The 19,602-nt window shown below is 72.0% G+C and carries 16 protein-coding genes; 7 read left to right on the top strand and 9 right to left on the bottom strand.

Going from position 1 to position 19,602, the window contains the following annotated elements:
* The first annotated feature begins 455 nt into the window (after positions 1-455).
* The 7 genes from CC117_RS23775 (at position 456) to CC117_RS23745 (ending at position 9,885) form a co-directional block, all read left to right on the top strand.
* Positions 456-1,814, top strand: a complete 1,359-nt coding sequence (locus CC117_RS23775; protein WP_084132685.1) for an ABC transporter substrate-binding protein — start codon at positions 456-458, stop codon at positions 1,812-1,814.
* A 129-nt stretch (positions 1,815-1,943) separates the two neighbouring features.
* Entirely contained in the window at positions 1,944-2,750 is an 807-nt protein-coding gene (locus CC117_RS23770; RefSeq protein ID WP_071087805.1) for an ABC transporter ATP-binding protein, read from the top strand.
* 34 nt (positions 2,751-2,784) lie between these two features.
* Positions 2,785-5,637, top strand: a complete 2,853-nt coding sequence (locus tag CC117_RS23765) for an ABC transporter permease subunit (RefSeq protein ID WP_071087803.1) — start codon at positions 2,785-2,787, stop codon at positions 5,635-5,637.
* Positions 5,634-6,569, top strand: coding sequence for a zinc-dependent alcohol dehydrogenase (locus CC117_RS23760; RefSeq protein WP_071087801.1), 936 nt, complete (start codon positions 5,634-5,636; stop codon positions 6,567-6,569). Before CC117_RS23765 ends, CC117_RS23760 begins: the two co-directional genes overlap by 4 nt.
* Before the next feature lie 61 nt (positions 6,570-6,630).
* Complete coding sequence (locus CC117_RS23755) at positions 6,631-7,182, top strand: VOC family protein (RefSeq protein WP_071087800.1); 552 nt, start codon at positions 6,631-6,633, stop codon at positions 7,180-7,182.
* Positions 7,183-7,294: 112 nt separating this feature from the next.
* Positions 7,295-8,155, top strand: coding sequence for an SDR family oxidoreductase (locus tag CC117_RS23750; protein ID WP_256385404.1), 861 nt, complete (start codon positions 7,295-7,297; stop codon positions 8,153-8,155).
* A 278-nt stretch (positions 8,156-8,433) separates the two neighbouring features.
* A complete protein-coding gene (locus tag CC117_RS23745; RefSeq protein ID WP_071087798.1) occupies positions 8,434-9,885 on the top strand; it encodes a DEAD/DEAH box helicase in 1,452 nt (483 codons plus the stop codon).
* A gap of 146 nt (positions 9,886-10,031) precedes the next feature.
* Here the strand turns inward: CC117_RS23745 and CC117_RS23740 are convergent, their stop codons facing one another.
* The 9 genes from CC117_RS23740 to CC117_RS23700 all read right to left on the bottom strand — a co-directional run bounded on the left by CC117_RS23740 (position 10,032) and on the right by CC117_RS23700 (position 19,559).
* On the bottom strand, positions 10,032-11,222 hold the full coding sequence (locus CC117_RS23740; protein WP_071087857.1) for an amidohydrolase family protein: 1,191 nt from the start codon (positions 11,220-11,222) through the stop codon (positions 10,032-10,034).
* A 117-nt stretch (positions 11,223-11,339) separates the two neighbouring features.
* Positions 11,340-12,350, bottom strand: a complete 1,011-nt coding sequence (gene dmpG / locus CC117_RS23735; RefSeq protein WP_071087796.1) for a 4-hydroxy-2-oxovalerate aldolase — start codon at positions 12,348-12,350, stop codon at positions 11,340-11,342.
* Positions 12,347-13,273, bottom strand: a complete 927-nt coding sequence (locus CC117_RS23730) for an acetaldehyde dehydrogenase (acetylating) (protein ID WP_198541961.1) — start codon at positions 13,271-13,273, stop codon at positions 12,347-12,349. Before CC117_RS23730 ends, dmpG begins: the two co-directional genes overlap by 4 nt.
* Before the next feature lie 4 nt (positions 13,274-13,277).
* Positions 13,278-14,090 carry a 2-keto-4-pentenoate hydratase gene (locus CC117_RS23725; RefSeq protein WP_198541960.1) on the bottom strand — a complete coding sequence of 271 codons (813 nt, stop codon included), beginning with the start codon at positions 14,088-14,090 and terminating at the stop codon, positions 13,278-13,280.
* A 52-nt stretch (positions 14,091-14,142) separates the two neighbouring features.
* Positions 14,143-15,078, bottom strand: a complete 936-nt coding sequence (locus tag CC117_RS23720) for a 3-carboxyethylcatechol 2,3-dioxygenase (RefSeq protein WP_084132679.1) — start codon at positions 15,076-15,078, stop codon at positions 14,143-14,145.
* Positions 15,002-16,768, bottom strand: coding sequence for a bifunctional 3-(3-hydroxy-phenyl)propionate/3-hydroxycinnamic acid hydroxylase (locus tag CC117_RS23715; protein WP_084132677.1), 1,767 nt, complete (start codon positions 16,766-16,768; stop codon positions 15,002-15,004). The genes CC117_RS23720 and CC117_RS23715 overlap by 77 nt, the downstream gene beginning before the upstream one ends.
* A 2-nt stretch (positions 16,769-16,770) precedes the next feature.
* Positions 16,771-17,634: an alpha/beta fold hydrolase gene (locus tag CC117_RS23710; RefSeq protein WP_071087788.1), complete on the bottom strand. Its 864-nt coding sequence runs from the start codon at positions 17,632-17,634 to the stop codon at positions 16,771-16,773.
* Between the two features lie 445 nt (positions 17,635-18,079).
* Positions 18,080-18,511 carry a hypothetical protein gene (locus tag CC117_RS23705; protein WP_071087786.1) on the bottom strand — a complete coding sequence of 144 codons (432 nt, stop codon included), beginning with the start codon at positions 18,509-18,511 and terminating at the stop codon, positions 18,080-18,082.
* 295 nt (positions 18,512-18,806) lie between these two features.
* On the bottom strand, positions 18,807-19,559 hold the full coding sequence (locus CC117_RS23700) for an IclR family transcriptional regulator (protein ID WP_071087779.1): 753 nt from the start codon (positions 19,557-19,559) through the stop codon (positions 18,807-18,809).
* Between the last annotated feature and the right edge of the window lie 43 nt (positions 19,560-19,602).

Here is a 19,602-nt window from a genome sequence, read left to right as displayed (position 1 = left end):
CATCGCGACCAGCCGGAAGCCGAGAGTCACAGCTATCGCTTACTTGACTTTCAGATCGGGAAATGTAAGCCTTCCCACACGTTCCGGCCGAACCGACAGGGAGTCGCGCCGGCGCGGTCCGGTAATTGTTCGCCCACCGGCGCATGTCGGCAGGCAGAACAGCCGCGTACTGGACCGCAGCCGACCTGTCACGGCCTCTTCGGCTTCCAGAGACCGTGGGCGCCCGTGTTCACGGTCGCCGCCACGGAATACTTCGCCACACCACACTAGTTTGGCGTCACCCGGATTCTGCGCCGACCGGCGAGCGGTATTGGCCGCTCGTCCAGTTCCCCATCTACAGGCGCGGTCCGGCGCACCGCGGATTTCGGCTGCGCCGAAGAGGACGACGTTGCGGCAGGCGTCGTGACTGCCGGGCCGTCCGCGCAGCGACTAACCAGAGGAAGGTCGTCCAAGAAATGAATCCCAGGAAAGGCCTGTTACCGGTGCTGGCGGCGGCACTCGCCCTGGTGGCCGCCTGCGGGAGCGGCGGGGACGGCGGGGACGGCGGCGGCAGCACGGCGGCGCCCGGCGCGGACGCCGCGACGACGGCGACGCTGTCCCGCTCCTCCGCCACGGAACCCGCCACGTGGAAAACCCTCCCGGTGTCAGGCACTCTGCCCTGCTCCGGTCCCTCGCCCGACCCGACCCGAGGGATCACCCCCACCAGCATCAAGGTCGGCGGGATCGGCACTCTCAGCGGCGGCGGCACCTCCACCTACCAGGAGGCGGACCTCGGCGCCCAGGCCCGGTTCGCCCGGGAGAACGCCGCGGGCGGCGTGTTCGGCCGCACGATCGACTACACCGGCATGGTGGACGACGCGCAGAACGCCCAGCAGAACGCCGACGCCGGGAAGAAGCTGGCCGAGAACGAGAAGGTCTTCGCCGCGGCCCCGGTGACGACCACGATGGCGGGCTACGTCGACGCGCTGTGCAAGAACGTGGTGCCGGCGTTCGGCTGGTCGTTCAACAGCGGGTTCTGCGGCCGGGCGAACACCTTCGGCTTCACCGGCTGCCTGCTGCCGGACAAGTACAACTCGATCCAGGTCGGCCCGTACGTCGAGCTGCTCTCCGGCAGCTCGGACAAGAGCGTCGTCCTGCTCGGCGTCGACAACGCCTCGGCCAAGCAGGGCGTCGCCGACACCAAGGACGCCCTGGAACGGGCCGGGCTGGACGTCGTCATGACGAACACCACCCTGCAGTACGGGCAGCCGCCCTCGGACCCGTCATCCCTCGTCCGGCAGATCATGACCGCCAACGACGGCAAGCCGCCGGCACTCATCTACCACGTCACCGACTTCGTGAACGTGACCGCGCTGGCCCAGACGCTGACCGCCGCCGGCTACCAGGGCATCCAGACCAGCTCGGTGGGCTACGACCCGCGGCTGACCGGTCTGGAGGCGCTGGACAAGACCTACACGAGCGTCCAGTGGCTGCCGTTCGAGGAGACCGCCAACCCGACGGTGCGCCAGATGACCGACGACATCAACAAGTACGGCAAGGGCGCCAAGCTGTCCCTGACCTCGGCGATGGGATGGCTCTCCGCCGACATGCTGATCTCCGGTCTCAAGGCGACCGGCAAGGATCTCACCGTCGACAAGTTCCTGAGCACAATGAACAGCCCGGACTACCACTACGGTGACGGCATCTTCATCGCTCAGTCGACGTGGCCGGAGAATCATTTCTACGGCGCGCCCTGCAGCGCCTCCACCCAGTTGAAGGACGGCCAATACTCGCTCGCCGTTCCGCTCGTCTGCAACAACCCCTACACCAACTAGGCCGGCAGCCGCGCGACGTGGGCGGAGAGCGGACCACAAACCCTCCGCCCACGGAGCGATCCAGTCCGCACGGAGGCCGGGCCTTTCCCCGCTTCCTGGACCGTTACGGGCCCGCACGGGCGGAAAGGAGTGGGTGTGGCTGCGACGAGTACCGACGGCGGCGTCGCCGGAGTGACCACGAAACCGGCGCTGGAGGTCCGGCACATCACCAAGCGCTACGGCGGGCTGACCGCCGTCAGTGATGTGTCCCTGCGGGTGGACCCCGGCGAGGTCTGTGGCTTCATCGGCCCGAACGGCGCTGGCAAAACCACCCTGTTCGACATCATCTCGGGCCTGACGCCGCCCACGTCGGGGACCGTACGCCTCGACGGGGTCGACGTCACCCGGCAGCTACCGGAACGCCGCACGCGTTCCGGAGTGCGTCGTACCTTCCAGCGCGCCCAGCTGTACAGCCGCCTCTCGGTGGAGGACAACGTCCTGGCCGCCATGGAATGGCGCGGCGGCGGGGGCGGGCTGCTCGCCGACCTGTTCGCCACGCCCGGCAGGCGGCGACGCGAGGCCGAGCGGCGGGAGCACGCGCTGTCGGTGCTCACCGCCTGCGGGCTGGCCGACCTGCGGCACAAGCCCGCCGGCTCGCTGCCGATCGGTCAGGCCCGGCTGGTGGAGCTGGCGCGGGCGATCGCCGACCAGCCCCGGCTGCTCCTCCTCGACGAGCCGACGTCGGGGCTCTCCGCCCACGAGACGGAGCTCTTCGGCGAGCAGATCCAGCGTCTGCGGACGACCGGCGTGGCGGTCGTCCTCGTCGAGCACGACGTCGGCTTCGTCATGGGCCAGTCGGACCGGGTCGTGGTGCTGAACCTCGGCTCCGTCCTGGCCGAGGGCACACCGGACGAGATTCAGGCCCACCCCGCCGTCCGAGCGGCCTACCTGGGCTGACCGCCAGACCGGATCTCCATCGAAGGGCCACACAATGGAGGAGTTCCTCAATCTCATCGTCGGCGGCGCCGTCGCCGGCGGTCTCTACGCCATCCTGGCGGCCGGCGTGGTCCTGACCTATCAGACGTCGGGCATCTTCAACTTCGCGCACGGTGCGGTCGCCTTCGCCACCGCCTATCTGTTCGTGCAACTCAATGTCACCGCCGGCGTGCCGGTCGTCCCCGCGGCGATCATTTCCATTCTTGTCTTCGCGCCGCTGCTGGGCCTGTTACTGGACAGGCTGGTCTACCGGCGGCTCGCCCACGCCCCGGTGGCCGTGAAGATCGTGGTACCGATCGGGCTGCTGATCGCGGTGCCCGGGCTCTGCCTGTTCATCTCCAGCCGGCTGAACCTGTGGTTCCACCTGGACATCGCCGGCATCGAGGATCTGTTCCTGATCCCCGGGCTGGGGCCGACCCCGAAGAGGACGTGGACGCTCGGCGGGGTGCTGCTGGACAGCAACCAGATCGCCGTCTTCGGCGCCGCGGTGCTCACGGCCATCGGTCTGTGGGTCCTGCTGCAGCGCACCCGGCTCGGGCTCCAGATGCGGGCCGTGGTGGACCGGCGGAGCCTGGCCGCCCTGCGCGGCATCGATCCCGACCGGACCTCCGCCGTGTCGTGGATGCTGGGCAGCTTCCTCGCCGGGCTCGCCGGTGTGCTGGTCGCCCCGATCTTCACGCTCAACACCCCGGTGTTCACCACGGTCGTGCTGATCTCGACGCCGGCCGTCGTGTTCGCCCGGTTCCGTTCGATGCCCCTCGCACTCGCCGGCGGCCTGCTGATCGGCGTCCTGCAGAACCTCATCGTCGGCTACGCGGACTTCGCCCAGAGCATCTCCGGGTTCAGCACGTCGGTGCCGTTCATCCTGCTGCTCGGGCTGCTGTTCGTGTTCGCCGTGGACCGCAGCCGGCGGGCCGGCGCGCACGCCGACGACGACCCGCCGCCGCCGTCCTACGGGACGGAGTCGAAGCGACGCAAGGTCATCGCGTGGACGGTGTGGAGCGTCGTCGTCCTCGTCTTCGCGCTGTTCGTGGCGGACGAGTACTGGCAGTCACTCATCATCCGCGGGCTGGCGCTGTCGCTGGTGCTGCTCTCCTTCACCGTCGTGACCGGAGTCGGCGGGATGGTAAGCCTCGCGCAGGCCGCGTTCGTGACCGCCGCCGGCATCACGGCCGGCTGGGCGGTCAGCCACCACTGGCCGTTCGCGGTCGCGCTGCTCCTCGGCACCGCGGTCGCCACCGCGATGGGCGTGCTGGTGTCGCTGCCCGCCCGGCGGCTCGGCGGGCTGCCCCTGGCGCTGGCGACCCTGGCCCTGGCGTACCTCTGCCAGAACCTGTTCTTCCAGCTCAGCGGCGTGAGCCGGAACGACTTCGGTGGGTGGGTGCTCAGCCCGCCCGCCCTCGGGCCGGTGGACCTCGCCGACCCCCGCTCAATGATCATTTTCCTGTCGGTCGTGCTGGGTCTCGCCCTTCTCCTGGTCAGCAACCTGATCCGGTCGAGCTCCGGCCGGGCGATGGCCGCGCTGCGCTCCACCGAGCCGGGCGCGGTGACCATCGGCATCTCGGCGGGCCGCACGAAGACCGCGGTGTTCGCCCTGTCCGCGGCGATCGCCGGGTTCGGCGGTGTGCTGCTCGCGAGTTCGTCCGGGCGCATCACCCACCTCGACTATCCGGTCGAGACGGGCCTGTTCTGGCTCGCCACGGTCGTGCTGTTCGGGGTGCGCCGGCCGGCCGCGGCCGTGATCGCCGGGCTGAGCGCCGCCGTCAGCCCCGAGATCCTCAGCCACGTCGCGGAGACGTCCTACCTGCCGCAGGTGCTCTCCGGACTGGCCGCGATCAACCTGGCGCAGAACTCCGACGGCATCCTCGCCCTCACCGCGCAACAGCGGTTCGAGCGTCGCCGCAGGCGGGAGCAGCGGGCGCTGCGCCGGGAGACCGCCGCCACCGCGGCGACCCCGGTCGGCGTGACCCCGAACAGCACGGTCCCGGTCGGCGCGACCCCGAACAGCGCGGCCGCGGTCGGCGCGCCGGGCACCGAGGCCTCGGACGGTGCCTCGACCGTGCTCGAGCTGCGCGGCGTGCACGCCGCCTACGGCGCCGTGGAGGTGCTGCACGGGGTCAGCCTGACGCTGCGGGCGGGCGAGGTGCTCGCGCTCATCGGGGCCAACGGGGCCGGCAAGTCGACGATCTGCGGGGTGGTCACCGGCGGCGTCCCGGTGACACGGGGCACCGTGCGGCTCGGCGGCCAGGACGTCACGGGGCTGCCACCGCACCGCAGAGTCCGGAGCGGCGCCTTCCTCATCCCCGAGGGCCGCGGCATCTTTCCGGCCCTGACCGTGGACGAGAACCTCTCCCTGTGGCTCCCGTCGACCGATGACCGGGACGCCGCCTACCGCCGTTTCGCGGTGCTCGGCCGGCGCCGCGGCCAGCTCGCCGGATCTCTGTCCGGCGGCGAGCAGCAGATGCTGGCCCTGGCACCAGCGCTGGTGAAGCCCCCCGCCGTCCTGATCGTGGACGAGCCCTCGCTCGGCCTGGCCCCGCTCGTCGTCGCCGAGGTCTACGGCGCGCTGGAGGAACTACGGGCCACGGGGACCGCGATCCTGCTGGTCGAGGAGAAGGCCCACGACGTGGTGGCGCTCGCCGACACCATCGCCTTCATGGCCGTCGGCCGGGTGGCCTGGGCGGCGCGGACCGCGGATGTCGACGCCGACCTGCTGGTGCATTCCTACCTCGGGATCAGCGACACCCCCACCGGGCCCGCCGGGTCACCGGCAGCCCTCGCCGGCAGCACGACCGGCTCCAGCACGACCGGCCCCACCGTCCCGCAACCCGTGAAGGAGCGTCCATGAAAGCCGTACGTGCAGCCGAAGGCGGCGTGCAGCTCGTCGACCTCGACGAGCCTCCCGGCACCGGCGAGATCCTGCAGGTCCGCTCGGCGAGCATCTGCAGCTCCGATCTGATCTACATCAGCCAGGGCAGCCGCCACATCCTCGGCCACGAGCTGGCGGGCGTGCGCGCGGACGGCAGCGCCTACATCGTCGAGGCGCTCTTCGGCTGCATGGAATGCGAGCAGTGCCTGAACGGCAACTACAACCGCTGTCCCACGCACGGCGAGCGGGCGCTCGGCTTCAGTGCCGACGGCGGCATGGCCGAGCACTTCCGCGTGCCCACAGCCCGATTAGTCCCGCTGCCGGCCGGCCTCGACGTACGCGACGCCTGCCTTGTCGAGCCGGCGTCGGTGTCCTGGCACGCCATCCGGGTCGCTGGCGCGACCCCCGGAGCCCGGGTGGCGGTCGTCGGTGCGGGCGCGCTGGGTCTGCTCGCCGTCGCTGCCGCCCGCCGGGCGGGCATCACCGACGTCGCCATCGAGGCGCGCTATCCGCACCAGATCGAGGCCGCCCAGCGCCTCGGCGCCAGCGGCCCGCCCAAGGGCGAGTACGACGTCATCATCGAGGCGGCGGGAAGCCCGGCCAGCCTCGCCCGCGCCGTGGAGCTGCTGGCGCCCGGCGGCACTGTCGTCGCCATCGGGGTCTACATGGGCACCATCGAGGTCGACTGGCTCTCCGTCTTCCTCCGCGAGGGCCGTCTGGTGTCCTCCCTCGGCTACTGCCGCCACGGCGGCGGCCGCGAGATGGAGGACGCCGCGGCCATGCTCGCCGAGGACCCCGAGATCGTCGAGACCCTCATCACCCACCGCTTCCCGCTCGAGGAGGCCGAGGAGGCGTTCCGGGTGGCGAGCGACCGGAAGTCGGGCGCCATCCGGGTCGTGCTGGAGCCCTGAGGACGCCCCCGGCCCCGCCGGCCCACCCCATCCATACGACGTCAACGCAGAAGGAGCACCGATGAACCCGACCTCGGAGGTGGCCGCCGGGCCGACCGTCCTGCCGGGCGCCGTCCGCCAGATCGGCTACGTCGTCCGTGACATCGACCAGGCCGTGCGCAGCTGGCTCGAGCTGGGCGTGGGCCCCTGGTACGTCCTGCGTGGGCAGCGCGAGACCGCCAGCTACCGGGGCCGGACCTGCTCGGCCCCGCTGTCCATCGCCTTCAGCAACTCCGGTGACCTGCAGGTCGAACTGATCTGCCAGGAGGACGACACCCCCACCATCTACACCGAGTTCCTGCAGGCGGGGCACGAGGGGTTCCACCAGCTGGCCTGGTGGACCGACGACTTCGACGCCACCATGCGGTCCGTGGCGGCCGCCGGCTGGCCCGTCGTGTGGTCCGGTGACGGCGACGGCGCGGCCCGCTACGCCTACGTCGAGCCGCCGGCCGGGCCCGCCGCCATCGTCGAGATCATGGAGGTCACGGCCGCCACCGACGGCATCGCCACGCTGGTCCGCCAGGCCGCGCAGGGCTGGGACGGCAGCGACCCGGTCCGCACGCTCAGCGTGTAGGCCACCTGCCCGTGGGCGGGGCCCGGTCCGGGACCACCCGGCCGGGCCCCGCCCACGGCGGTCCGCACACCACGCCTCGCACGGTCACCTCGCACAGGGAAGTGGAGAAGCCTTGACCAGAAAAGGGAACCAGGCCGCCGCCGGGACGGTGGGCATCGTGACCGGAGCCGGCCGCGGTATGGGCCTGGCCTGCGCACAGCGCCTGGACGGCGCGGTCGACGCGCTGCTGCTCGTCGACCGGGACGAGTCGGTGACCGCGCTGGCCCAGCGGTGGCCGGCGAGCACGACCGCCGTCGAGGCGTTCGTCCTCGACGTCACCGACAGGGAGGGACTGGCCCGGCTCGCGGCGCGGGTCGGCGAGCTCGGCACGCTGCGCGCCGTCGCGCACGCCGCGGGCATCTCACCGACCATGGCCGACTGGCGCCGCATCTTCGCCGTCGACCTCGTCGGGACGGCGCTGCTCGCGGCGGCCCTGCGCCCGCTCACCACCGCCGGGACGGCGCTGGTGTGCTTCGCCTCCATGGCGCCGTACCTGCAGATCAGCGAGGCCGATCCGGCCGCCGACGCCGTGCTGGACGACCCGCTCGACGAGAACTTCCTCGACCGCCTGCACGAGACCCTCGGGCCCCTCGTCGAGGACACCGGCATGGCCTACTCGTGGGCCAAACGCGGGGTGCAGCGCTTCGCCCGCCAGGAAGCGGTGCGGGTCGGTCCGCTCGGCGGGCGCGTCTACTCCCTCTCCCCGGGGATCATCGACACTCCGCAGGGCCGGCAGGAGGCCGAGACCCACACCGTCATGCAGACCCTGGTGGACCAGACTCCCCTGGGCCGCATCGGGCAGGCGGAGGACGTCGCCGACGTCGCCGCCTTCCTGCTGTCCGACAGCGCCCGTTTCGTGACCGGTGTCGACATCCTCGTGGACGGCGGCATCTGCGCCGCGCTGAGCGGGTCGGCGGCCGCCGCCACCCAGTAGGCCCTGTCAGGTGCGACGCGCCCTGGGTGGGGCCCACCGCCGGCGCAGCCCCCAGCGACGGCCCGTTGCCCGCCGACGACCGCACCGGCACCTGTGGGCACCGGTGCGGCGCGCGGACCGGCTATGATGGCTCCATCAGCTCGTCGAGCTCCTGCCGCGAGTTGTCCGCGCGTCGTAGCACCCGTTTCTCAGCATCGGGCCTCCGCTCCGCGCGTAACCGGCCGAGATCCTCGGATCCCCGGTTGTCGGCGGGACACCCGCACAGATAGAGATTCTTCTTGTCTTCGTTCACCGATCTCGGCGTGCCCGCGCGCCTGACCGATGTTCTCACCCGTCTCGCCATCGAGACCCCCACCCCCATCCAGCGGGCGACGCTGCCGGACGCGCTCGCCGGACGTGACGTCCTCGGCCGCGGCCGCACGGGGTCCGGCAAGACGCTCGCGTTCCTCCTGCCCGTGGTCGCGCGGCTGTCCGGCGGGCCCCGGGCCCGGGCCGGGGCTCCGCGCGCGCTGGTTCTGGCGCCCACCCGCGAGCTCGCCGCGCAGATCGAAACGGCGCTGCGACCGTTGGCCGCCGCGGCCGGCCTCACCTCGTGCACCGTGTTCGGCGGCGTCGGTCAGGAACCGCAGGTGGCCGCGATCCGGCGGGGTGTCGACATCGTCGTGGCCTGCCCCGGCCGGCTGGAGGATCTCCTCGCGCGGGGGCGCTGCTCGCTGGCCCAGGTGAAGATCGTCGTGTTGGACGAGGCCGACCACATGGCCGATCTGGGGTTCCTGCCCGCGGTGCGGCGGTTGATCGGCCAGACCGCGGCCGGTGGGCAGCGCATGCTGTTCTCGGCGACCCTGGACAAGGCCGTCGACGCCCTGGTGCGCCAGTACCTCAGCAGGCCCGCGGTACACGAGGCCGACTCCGCCCAGTCCCCGGTGGGCACGATGGCGCACCATCTGCTGCACGTCGAGCGGGACAACCGACTTCCCGTGCTCGTCGACCTGTCCAGCGCCCCGGGCCGCGCCGTCGTGTTCACCCGCACGAAGCACGGCGCCAAGGCTCTGGCCCGCCAGCTCAACCGCGCCGGCGTGCGCGCGGTCGAGCTGCACGGCAACCTGAGCCAGAACGCCCGTACCCGCAACCTCGACGACTTCCACACCGGCCGGGCCTCGGCGCTGGTCGCCACGGACATCGCCGCCCGCGGCATCCACGTCGACGACGTGGCACTCGTGATCCACGCCGACCCACCGGCCGACCACAAGGCATATCTGCACCGTTCCGGGCGCACCGCGCGCGCCGGCAACAGCGGCACCGTCATCACCCTGGCGACCACGGAGCAGATCCGTGAGGTCATACAACTGGCCCGCGCCGCCGGCATCAGGCCGACGACCACCCGGATCGCATCCGCCGATCACCCGATACTGTCCACGCTCGCCCCCGGTGCCCGGTCGCTCACCAGCCCCGTGGTCGCGGCACAGGCGGAGGCCAGAACCACTCCAGCCCAGCGCCCACCGGTCGGTGAGGACCACGGCGCCGAGCCGACACCTCGAACGGGCAGACGGCGTGGGCGCCGCCCCGCCGGCAACCACCGCCGCGCCGGGCGGTCCACGGCGTCTCGACCGTCCAGGGTCACGACTCGTACCACCTCACCCGAGCGCGAGGCCAGCCCGTCGACCGCGGAGCGGTCCAGGTCGCAACCGACCCACAGCGCCGCGACGTTCAGCGCACGCCGCGCCCGCTGACCGGACTCGCTCACACCCACTCACCATGAGCCCGGGTCCGCTCGGGCGGCGTCACCACAGGGCGGCGCTCCCACCCCCGGTGGGAGCGCCGCCCTGCGCCGTGCCCGGGGACGGGTCCGTGGCCCGCCCCCGGGGAGCCTGTCCGGCTAGGCCGGGACCGGGATGTTCATCAGCCGGGCGAGGTTGCCTCCCATGATCTTGCGGGTGGTCGCCTCGGGCAGGTGCCTGAGCTCGTCGAGGTAGGTCAGCGGGCTGGCCAGCCCCTCCGGGTGCGGGTAGTCGGAGCCGAACAGCACCCGGTCCTCCCCGATGAGTCCGGCGAGCGCGCCCAGGTCCTCCTCCCAGAACGGGCTGATGTTGATGTTCCGCCTGATGACCTCGATCGGGTCCTCCGCGAAGTCCTGCGGCAGCTTCTTGTAGAGGTCCCTGATGGACAGCAGCAGCGGCGCGACCCAGCTGCTGCCGTTCTCSACGACGGCGATCTTCAGCCGGGGGAACCGGGACAGCGCGCCGTGGCAGACCAGCGCCGCCACCGCGTCCTCCACCGGACGCCAGGCCTGCAGCATCCGGAACGCGCTGGGCTTGAACGGCAGCATCTCGGAGCTGGTGCCCGTCCAGTCGCTGTAGTAGCGGTCGTAACCGCTGTCCGACGAGTGCAGCGCGACCAGGATGTCGGCCTCCTGCACCCGCTCCCAGAACGGGTCGAACTCCGGCAGCCCGAACGAGCGCGCCCCGCGCAGGCCGGGCACCGGCGCCGGGCGGATGAGGACCACCCGGGCACCCCGCTCCAGCACCCACTCCAGTTCCTCGATCGCCCGCTCGACGATCGGGAGCGTGATCACCGGGGTGGTGAAAATGCGGTCGAGGCCCTCATAGTTGAACTGCCAGGTCTCGTACAGCCACTCGTTGAGGGAGTGGATGACGGCGTGGACCAGGTCCGGGTCGTCCCGCATCCGTTCCTCGATCAGGCTGGCCAGCGTCGGGAACATCAGCGTGCGGTCCAGGCCCTGCTCGTCCATGAGCTTCAGCCGGGCGGCCGGCTCCCGCCAGGCGTCGATGCAGCGCACCGGCGCGCCGAAGATCTCCCGGTAGGACTTCCCGTCGGGATTGCCGTGGCGGTAGTAGTCCTCCTGCGCACCCGGGCGGGCGACCACGTCGAAGGTCGGGTTCGGGATGTAGTCGCTGATCTGCCCCCGGACCACGATCTTCGTCCGGCCGTGGACCTCGACGTAGTCGACGGCGCCCTTGTACCGGTCGGGCAGGAACTTGGTCAACGCGTCCCTGGTCTCGTACAGATGGTTGTCGGCGTCGAACACCGGGATGTCGTTGGCGGGCATCATGGCCTCCTCGGGCACACGAAAAGCAGCGTGCGGGGCACGGCGCGGAGGAAGAGAAAACGCGGAAGTGGCGGAGCGATGAACGCGCCCCGCGGGCATCCGCCGGTTGGCACGGGCCTACTTGGGCTGTATTGCCAGGGCGATGTCGACGAGCATGTCCTCCTGGCCGCCGACCAGCTTTCGGCGGCCCGCCTCGATCAGGATGCTGCGGGCGTCCACGCCGTAGGTCTCGGCGGCGATCTCGGCGTGCCGGAGGAAGCTTGAGTACACGCCCGCGAAGCCGAGCGTGAGGGTTTCGCGATCGACGCGGACGGGACGGTCCTGCAGGGGCCGCACCAGGTCCTCGGCGGCGTCCTCCAGCGCGAGCAGGTCGCAGTCGATATCCCAGCCGAGCAGCAGCGCGACCGCGACGAACGGCTCGATCGGGCAGTTGCCGGCGCCGGCCCCCTGCCCGGCGAGCGACGCGTCGACGCGGTACGCGCCCTCCTCCACCGCGGCGAACGAGTTGGCGACCGACAGCGAGAGGTTCTCGTGCGCGTGAATGCCGATCTGGGTGTCCGGGCTGAGGACGTCGCGGTAGGCGCGGACCCGCTCGCGCACGCGGTCGGTGGTCAGCCGGCCGCCCGAGTCGGTGACGTAGACACAGTGCGCCCCGTACGACTCCATCAGCCTGGCCTGGGCGGCCAGCTCGGCCGGCTCGGCCATGTGACTCATCATCAGGAAGCCGGACACGTCCATCCCGAGCTCACGCGCCGCGGCGATGTGCTGGGCGGCGACGTCCGCCTCGGTGCAGTGCGTCGCGATGCGGACCGAGCCGACACCCATCGCATGCGCCCGGCGGAGCTCGGCGATGGTGCCCACCCCCGGCAGCAGCAGCGTGGTGATGGTGGCCTGCGCGGCGTTGGCGACCGCCGCCTCGATCCACTCCCAGTCGGTGTGGCTGCCGGGGCCGTACGTCAGGCTGGAGCCGGCCAGCCCGTCGCCGTGGGTGACCTCGATCGCCCGGACGCCCGCCTTGTCGAGAGCGGCCACGATCGCGCCGACCCGCTCCGGGTCGACCCGGTGCCGGATGGCGTGCATCCCGTCTCGAAGGGTGACGTCCTGCAGATAGATGTTCGGCCCGGTCATGCCGTCACCTCGGATCCGGCGATGCGCTCGGCGACCCGCACGGCGGCCGACGTCATGATGTCCAGATTGCCGGCGTAGGCCGGCAGATAGTGCGCGGCACCCTCCACCTCGAGRAACACGCTCACCTTCCAGCGGACGTCGACCGTGTCGTCCGGCAGGAGTATGCGCACCTCGGCCGGGTCCACGGGGTTGAACTGCACGTCCTGCTTCAGGCGGTAGCCGGGCACATAGGCGGCGACGTCCGCGATCATCCGGTGAATCGATTCGGTGACCGCCTCCCGGTCGACGTCGCCGACCAGGCACAGCACGGTGTCGCGCATGATGAGCGGCGGTTCGGCGGGGTTCAGGATGATGATCGCCTTGCCGCGCCGTGCGCCGCCCACCGACTCCAGCGCGTGCGCCGTCGTCTCGGTGAACTCGTCGATGTTGGCGCGCGTGCCGGGCCCGGCGGATTTCGACGCCACCGTGGCGACGATCTCCGCATAGGCCACCGGGGTGACACGCGAGACCGCGGCGACGATCGGGACGGTGGCCTGCCCGCCGCAGGTCGTCATGTTGACGTTGGGGGCGCTCAGGTGCTCGTCGAGGTTGACCGCCGGCACCACGAACGGCCCGAGGGCCGCCGGGGTGAGGTCGATCAGCCGCCGGCCGTACGGGGCCAGCGCCGCCGCGTTCGCGCGGTGGGCGTTGGCGCTCGTGGCGTCGAGCACGATGTCGGCCTGCTCGAACTCGGGCATCGCCAGGAGACCGGCCACCCCGTCGGAGGTCGTGGCGACCCCCAGCCGTCTCGCCCGGGCGAGGCCGTCGGACTCCGGGTCGATCCCCACCATGGCCGCCACACTCAGCGACTCGGACCTTCGTTTGATCTTGATCAGGAGGTCGGTGCCGATGTTCCCCGACCCGATGATCGCCACATGCCGCACCGTTTCAGCCTTCCTTCTCGAACGTCGCCGTTACCGGGCCCAGGGGGCCGACCTCGGCTTGGATCACATCGCCGGGCTCGATGGGGACCAGCGGACCGAGCGCCCCGGAAAGGACGATGTCGCCGGCCCGGAGCGGGTCCTCGAAGTCCAGTGCCGTGCGCGCGAGCCACGCCAGCGCGGCGAGCGGGTCGCCGAGGCACGCGCGCCCCGTCCCGGTGCTGGCGGCCACGCCGTTGCGCAGCATCCGCATCGACACGTCGGCCGGGGTGAACTCGTCCAGGGTGAGATGCCGGTCGCCCAGCACGAAGACACCGCTGGAGGCGTTGTCCGCCACCGTGTCGGTGATGCTGATCCGCCAGTCCGCGACCCGGCTGTCGACGACCTCGATCGCCGCCACCGCACTGCCGACCGCCGCCCGGACGGCGGCGGGCGCGGGGTCGACGATGTCCGCGGCGAGGACGAAGGCGATCTCGGCCTCGGCCCTGGGCTGCAGCAGCCGGCCGAACGGCACCGTGGTACCCGAGGCGTAGTGCATGTCGTCGAAGAGCACGCCGAAGTCGGGCTGGTCCACGCCGACCTGGCGTTGGACGGCCGGCGAGGTGAGGCCGATCTTCCGGCCGACGATCCGCGCGCCGCGGGCGACCCGCAGCGCGGTGAGCGCCGACTGCACCGCGTAGGCCGCGTCGATGTCGCTCGGGCCGATCAGGTCGGCGACCGGTGCGCACGGAACGTGCTCGGCGGCCGCCCGGTCGAGCCGCGCGACGGCGGCCTCGATCGCGTCGCGTCCCACGACGCCTGTCACAACCCTGCTTGTCACCTGGCACCTCGGAATCGTTGGGGCGAGCACCGCTCGCGGCTGCACGCCGGCCTCATCGCGGGAAGGCCGTCCGGACGGCGAAGCCGGCGATCAGCTCGGGCGCGGGCCGGTAGTACCGGGTCCGAACCCGGTACGGCCCCACTGCGGCGAGCGCCGCGAACGCGGCCACCCACGTGCGGATCTCGTGCGCGGAGTTGCCGCCCTCCCGCGTGATCGCGGCGTTGCTCCACCCGTCCAGCTCGGCCAGCCGGCCCTGGTCGAGGACGTCGAGCACGCGCTGGTCCCACCCGGGGTTGAGCGGCCGCAGGTCGGTCTCGCCGCGGGCGAAGCCCGCCGCAGCCTCGATCACCGCGGTCTGCCGCGCCTGCCGCTCCCCCGCCGTCGGCGGCCGGCCGTGCACGATGCGCTCGAGCACCTCCGGCGGGCTGGCCAGGGTCGGGACGGGCGGGTCGTGCGACAGGCCGCCGGACCCGATCACGAGCACCCGCCGGTCCAGGCCGGCAAGGTAGCGGCCGATCGCCGCCCCGAGCAGCCGGGCCCGGCGCAGCGGCGCCAGCGGGACGGCGACCGAGTTGACGAAGACCGGGACCACCGGACGGGCCGCGATGTCGCCGAAGAGCAGCTCCAACGGCTGCGCCGTGGCGTGGTCGACGTCCATGCCGGTCGAGACGGCCACGTCGACGTCGGCCGCCCACGCCGCCTCGGCGCAGCCGTAGGCGAGGTCGGACGGGACGTCGAGCGCGCCGCTCTGCGTCCCGTAGTCGCCGACGCCGCGTGCCGCGGTCCCGACGCAGAACGGCGGCATGAGCCGGTAGTAGAAGCCGTTGTAGTGGTCCGGAGCGAACAGGACGACCAGGTCCGGGTCGTAGTCGTGCACCACGTCCCGGGCGGCGGCGAGCGCCGTGCCGACGTCAGCCAGCAGAGACGGCGGTGGGCCGGGCAGGCCGAGCAGCGGGCTGTGCGACATACAGCAGAGGGCGAGCGCCATCCTCGGCTCCCGGGGTGAGGGACAGCGCGCCGGTGAGCGACGCGGCCAGTTCGGAGGTCAGCTGGGCGACGCAGGCGCCGGACACACACCGGTCGGGCCGCAGGAAGAGCACGGACTCCTCGTGCGCGTCGAACCAGGACTTGAGGGCGCCGGTGCGGTCCCCGACCACCACGACGTCCGGGTGGTCCTGGCCCGCCCAGTGCAGCTGGGTCACCGGCCGCAGCGCGACGAAGGTCGCGCCGAGGGCCTTCCACCTCGCGAACGTCTCGGGGCCGAGCAGCTCGTACGGGTCGTTGTTCCAGCACAGCACGGCGAACCAGGGCCCGAGCACGTCGTCGAGGCGGACGTTCTCGCGTTCGCGGGTGTCGACCCGCGGCTGGATGAACAGGGTCCCGACCGGCGAGTCCGCACGGATCGGCTCCGTGTGCACCACCGCGCCCTCGGCGTACCGCGGCATCGGCTTGAACCGCATCTCCACGACGTACTGCTTCAGCGCGGGCACGGCGGAGGCCGTCCGGGCGATCCAGTCCCGCACGGTGGCGACCCGCCGGCTGGTCGGGGAGATGATGCGCCCGACGGTCGTCGACAGGTCGATCATCGCCTGCGCGTGCCGGCGCCGCTCGACGTCGTAGGTGTCGAGCAGGGCGTCACCGGCGAGGCCGTTCGCCACCGCGGCGAGCTTCCAGCCGAGGTTGGCCGCGTCCCGGATGCCGCTGTTGTAGCCCTGGCCCTGCCAGACCGGCATCAGGTGGGCGGCGTCGCCGGCGATCAGGACCCGGCCGTCGCGGAAGGAGCCGGYGATCCGCGAGTGGTGTGTGTACACCCGGCGCCGGATGACGGTCACCCGGTCCGGGTGCGGCACGAACCGGGCGAGCATGGTGGCGACGAACGCCGGGTCCTCCGCCGCCTCGTCGGCCTCGTCCGCGTGCAGCATGAACTCGAACCGGCGGATGCCGTGCGCGATGGACACCGACACGTAGGGGCGCGCCGGGTCCGCGCCGACATCCACGTTGGGCCGGCCGAGCGGGTCGGGGCGGATGTCGACCACAAGCCAGCGCGTCGGCGACGTCGTGCCCTCGAACGACATCCCCATCAGCTGGCGGGTGGCGCTGCGCCCGCCGTCGCAGCCGACGACGTAGCCGGCCGTGACGGTCGAGGGGCCGGCGGGCCCGGACAGCCCGACAGTGACCCCGCCGGCGGACTGTTCCAGCGACTCCATCCGGTGGCCCCAGCGGACCTCGACATGGTCGAACCGCCGCAGGCCCGCCAGCAGCTCGGCGTCGACCAGCGGCTGGACGAAGCCGTTGCGCTTCGGCCAGCCGAACGGCTCGCTGGTCGGCGCGATCTCGGCGAGCACACGCTGCTTCGCGTCGACGAACCGCATCACCTGGTTGGGGTTCGTGTGCGGCAGGATCCGGTCGACCAGGCCTGTGGTCTGGAAGGTGCGCAGCGACTCGTCGTCCAGCCCGACCCCGCGCGGGTAGTCGATCAGCGTCTCCCGCTCCTCGACCACCAGGGTGCGCACGCCATAGCCGCCGAGCATGTTCGCGAGGGTCAGCCCCACCGGCCCTGCGCCGATCAGCACGACCGTCGGTGCGGCGGCCTCGGTTCCAGGTCCGGTGCCGGTGCCGGCTCCAGGCCCGGAACCGGCTGCGGTGCCCGCTCCGGTGCCGGGCAGGTCCGCGGTCATGGTCAGCGCCCCAGCAGGAAGTCGAGGTGCAGGCGGTTGAAGGTCTTCGCGTCCTCGTACTGGGGCCAGTGGCCACAGCCGGGCATCACCTCGAACCGGGCACCCGGGATCATCGAGGCGATCCGGCCGCCCTCCTCGACGTCCGCGGTCGGGTCGTCACTGGTCCACAGCACCAGCGTGGGTGCCGTGATGGCGCCGTACTCGGCCGGGCCGAGCAGGTTGCGCGCCCTGATCACCGGGTCCTGCAGCGCCATGATGTCGCTCATCGCCGCGGTGAAGCCGGGCTGCCGGTAGATGCGCTGCCGGCTCGCGACGAGGTCGTCGTAGTCCCGGGTCTTGTCCGCCATCAGCCATGTGATCCGGGCCTGGACGACCGGCCAGGTCGGGTTCTCCACCGCCGCCATCGACAGCGTGCGGATGCGGGCCATGACGGCCGGATCCGCCTGCGACCCGCCGGCGGTGTTCAGCACCAGCCGGTCGACCCGGTCCGGATGGTCGACGGCCGCGCGGGCCGCGACCCAGCCCCCGAGCGACTCGCCGCTGATGTGGGCGCGGTCCGCGCCGATCGTGTCGAGCACCGCCAGCAGGTGCTCGACGTAGTGCGCGACCTCCAGGGGGTGACCGGGCCGGCCGGTGTACCCGTGGCCGAGCATGTCGATCGCCCACGTCGAGAAGTGCTGGGCGTGGGCCTCCAGGTTGCGGACGTAGGCCTCCGCATGCCCGCCCGAGCCGTGTAACAGGACGAGCACCGGTCTGCTCTCGTCGCCGGCATGCAGGTATCTCGTCCGCACGCCCGCGGCGTCCAGATATCCCTGCGAGAACGGGACGCCCTGAAGGTCACTCCAGATGCTTTCGTACTCCGACACGCGCCTGGCCCATCCCTCTCTCACGCCGCACCCCACTCACGCCGCCCTGGCTCACGGATGCGCCCCGGCTCACGCTGTGCGCACGCCGTGCGAACTATCGTTGTGCGAACTATAGAACGCGAGTGTTCGACATATGCACAGTAAGATCGGCGTTCCGGGGTGTCAAGACCGGAGCGACGCCCGCTGTGCCCGCCCGTCCGCCCCCGGCGGGCGGGCACAGCGGGCGGGCACAGTGCAGCGGCGCCTACCGCCGGCAGCAGTGGGCGCACAGACACAGGGATCGCGGGAAGCGCGGAAGAGGGAAGACGCGGAGCACCGCTGGAGCCGGTTCGCCCGGGGCCTCCGCTGGAGCCGTGCCGGCCCGGTGTGGCGTCGTCATGATCGGCACGTTGGGACCTCGACCGAACTCGAGGTCAATCGGCCGGCGACGCTCGGCCTGCTCGCACTACCCGGGTCGGGGCGGTTCGAGCAGCACGCTGGGCACGGCGCAGGCGGGCAGCGCGTCAGCCATCCGGGCGGTGATCGGATAGCCGTCTTCGGTCTGGGGAACGATGATCGCGACCGAGCGGCCACCGGGGCCGGCGGGGCCGGCCAGCAGTGCGTGCTCGGTGTCGCCGCGGGCGCGCAGGAGCGCTTCCCAGTCGGCCAGCCAGTCCAACGCCGGCGGGTCGCTGTCCAGCGTTTCCGGACCGATCGCACGGTCCCGCGCGATCATCGCGGCCACGGCCGCGTCCTGGGCGGCCATGCTGGCCGCTACATCGGTCGGGGCGCCTGAGGGCGGCGGTGCCAGGCCGGCGAGCGACCGCTTCATCTCGTCGCAGGCCGCGGTCAGCGGCTCGACAAGGGCAGCATCCTCGATCACCCACGCGTCGTCCATCGCGGCGTGTGTCCTTCCGGAGGCCCACGCGTACAACACGAGGAGCGCAACCATGGCTGCGGTGCTCAGAACGGTCAGGAGCGCGGCGTTCTTCTCGCGCCGCCGCTCCCAGCTTCGCGGGGGCAGCCAGTTGTCGGGCCGCGGGTAGGGGGCAACTCGTCGAGCACAGGGAGCACCCGTCATCCGGTGAGAGCACGCCGAGGCGACGGCCGAGGCAGCCGCCACGACCAAAGGATGACAGCCAGCGGGGCGAACGGGCACCCGAACAGGACGCAGTGCCTCGGGGGCTGGCGGGCTAGCCGGCCTGGCCCAGGCCGGACACGCGGGCGCCCGACAGCCGGTCGCCTCCGTCGAGAAGCCGGCCGATCTCGCCGGCGGCGTGCACCATCACCGGGCCCGCGCCGGCCGCCGCCTCGGAGCGGAAGGTGACCAGGTGAAGGCACAGCGGTGGGCTCGGGGGCCGGGTCGGGATGAGCGCCGCGACACCGTGTGCCCCGGCCTCGATCTCACCGCTGCTGGTCGCGAAGCCGCGCTCGCGCGCGAGCGTCACCCCGGCCGGCTCGTCAGACTGCGGCGGCAGCGCCGACGCGAGCGCGTAGGCCGCGGACCCCCGGTCCAGCGGGGTCCGCATGCCGGCGCGGAAGGACAGGTGATGGGTCGTGTTGGTGGGCTCGACCAGCGAGATCGCCACCGCTTCGGAACCCTCGGCGATGAAGAGCGCGATCGTGGAGCCGAGCCGCTCGGCCAGCCTGCGCATCGACGGCAGGGCGATCTCGCGCAGGCCCGGCAGGTACGCGTCCGACAACGACACGAGCCTCGCGCCCGGCTGGTAGACGCCGTTGTCGGTCCGGGTGAGAAAACGGAAGTCCACGAACGTCTGCAGCAGCCGGTAGGCGATCGACCGGTGAATGGAAAGCCGTTCCGCGACTTCCTGGGTGGTCAGACCCGTCCCGGATTCCGTGACGGCGATGAGGGCCCGCAGACCGCGCGCGAGCGTCTGGCTCCCAGGCTGCGCTTTGACGATCTCCGTCTGGTCGGCTTGGGCCATGGGCTGATGGTATCCGGCCCCGTCAGGGCCCTGCCGGGCGGCG

It is taken from the genome of Parafrankia colletiae (assembly GCF_001854655.1).
In the GTDB taxonomy this organism is placed as follows: Bacteria; Actinomycetota; Actinomycetes; order Frankiales; family Frankiaceae; genus Parafrankia; species Parafrankia colletiae.
This window is presented reverse-complemented; position numbering and strand designations above follow the sequence as displayed.

Bases quoted from the DNA above. Each gene is read 5' to 3' on its own strand.
- CC117_RS23720 (WP_084132679.1), bottom strand. From the start codon at position 15,078: ATGGCGCTCGCCCTCTGCTGTATGTCGCACAGCCCGCTGCTCGGCCTG.
- CC117_RS23765 (WP_071087803.1), top strand. From the start codon at position 2,785: ATGGAGGAGTTCCTCAATCTCATCGTCGGCGGCGCCGTCGCCGGCGGT.
- dmpG (WP_071087796.1), bottom strand. From the start codon at position 12,350: ATGACCGGGCCGAACATCTATCTGCAGGACGTCACCCTTCGAGACGGG.
- CC117_RS23705 (WP_071087786.1), bottom strand. From the start codon at position 18,511: ATGGACGACGCGTGGGTGATCGAGGATGCTGCCCTTGTCGAGCCGCTG.
- CC117_RS23700 (WP_071087779.1), bottom strand. From the start codon at position 19,559: ATGGCCCAAGCCGACCAGACGGAGATCGTCAAAGCGCAGCCTGGGAGC.
- CC117_RS23755 (WP_071087800.1), top strand. From the start codon at position 6,631: ATGAACCCGACCTCGGAGGTGGCCGCCGGGCCGACCGTCCTGCCGGGC.
- CC117_RS23775 (WP_084132685.1), top strand. From the start codon at position 456: ATGAATCCCAGGAAAGGCCTGTTACCGGTGCTGGCGGCGGCACTCGCC.
- CC117_RS23760 (WP_071087801.1), top strand. From the start codon at position 5,634: ATGAAAGCCGTACGTGCAGCCGAAGGCGGCGTGCAGCTCGTCGACCTC.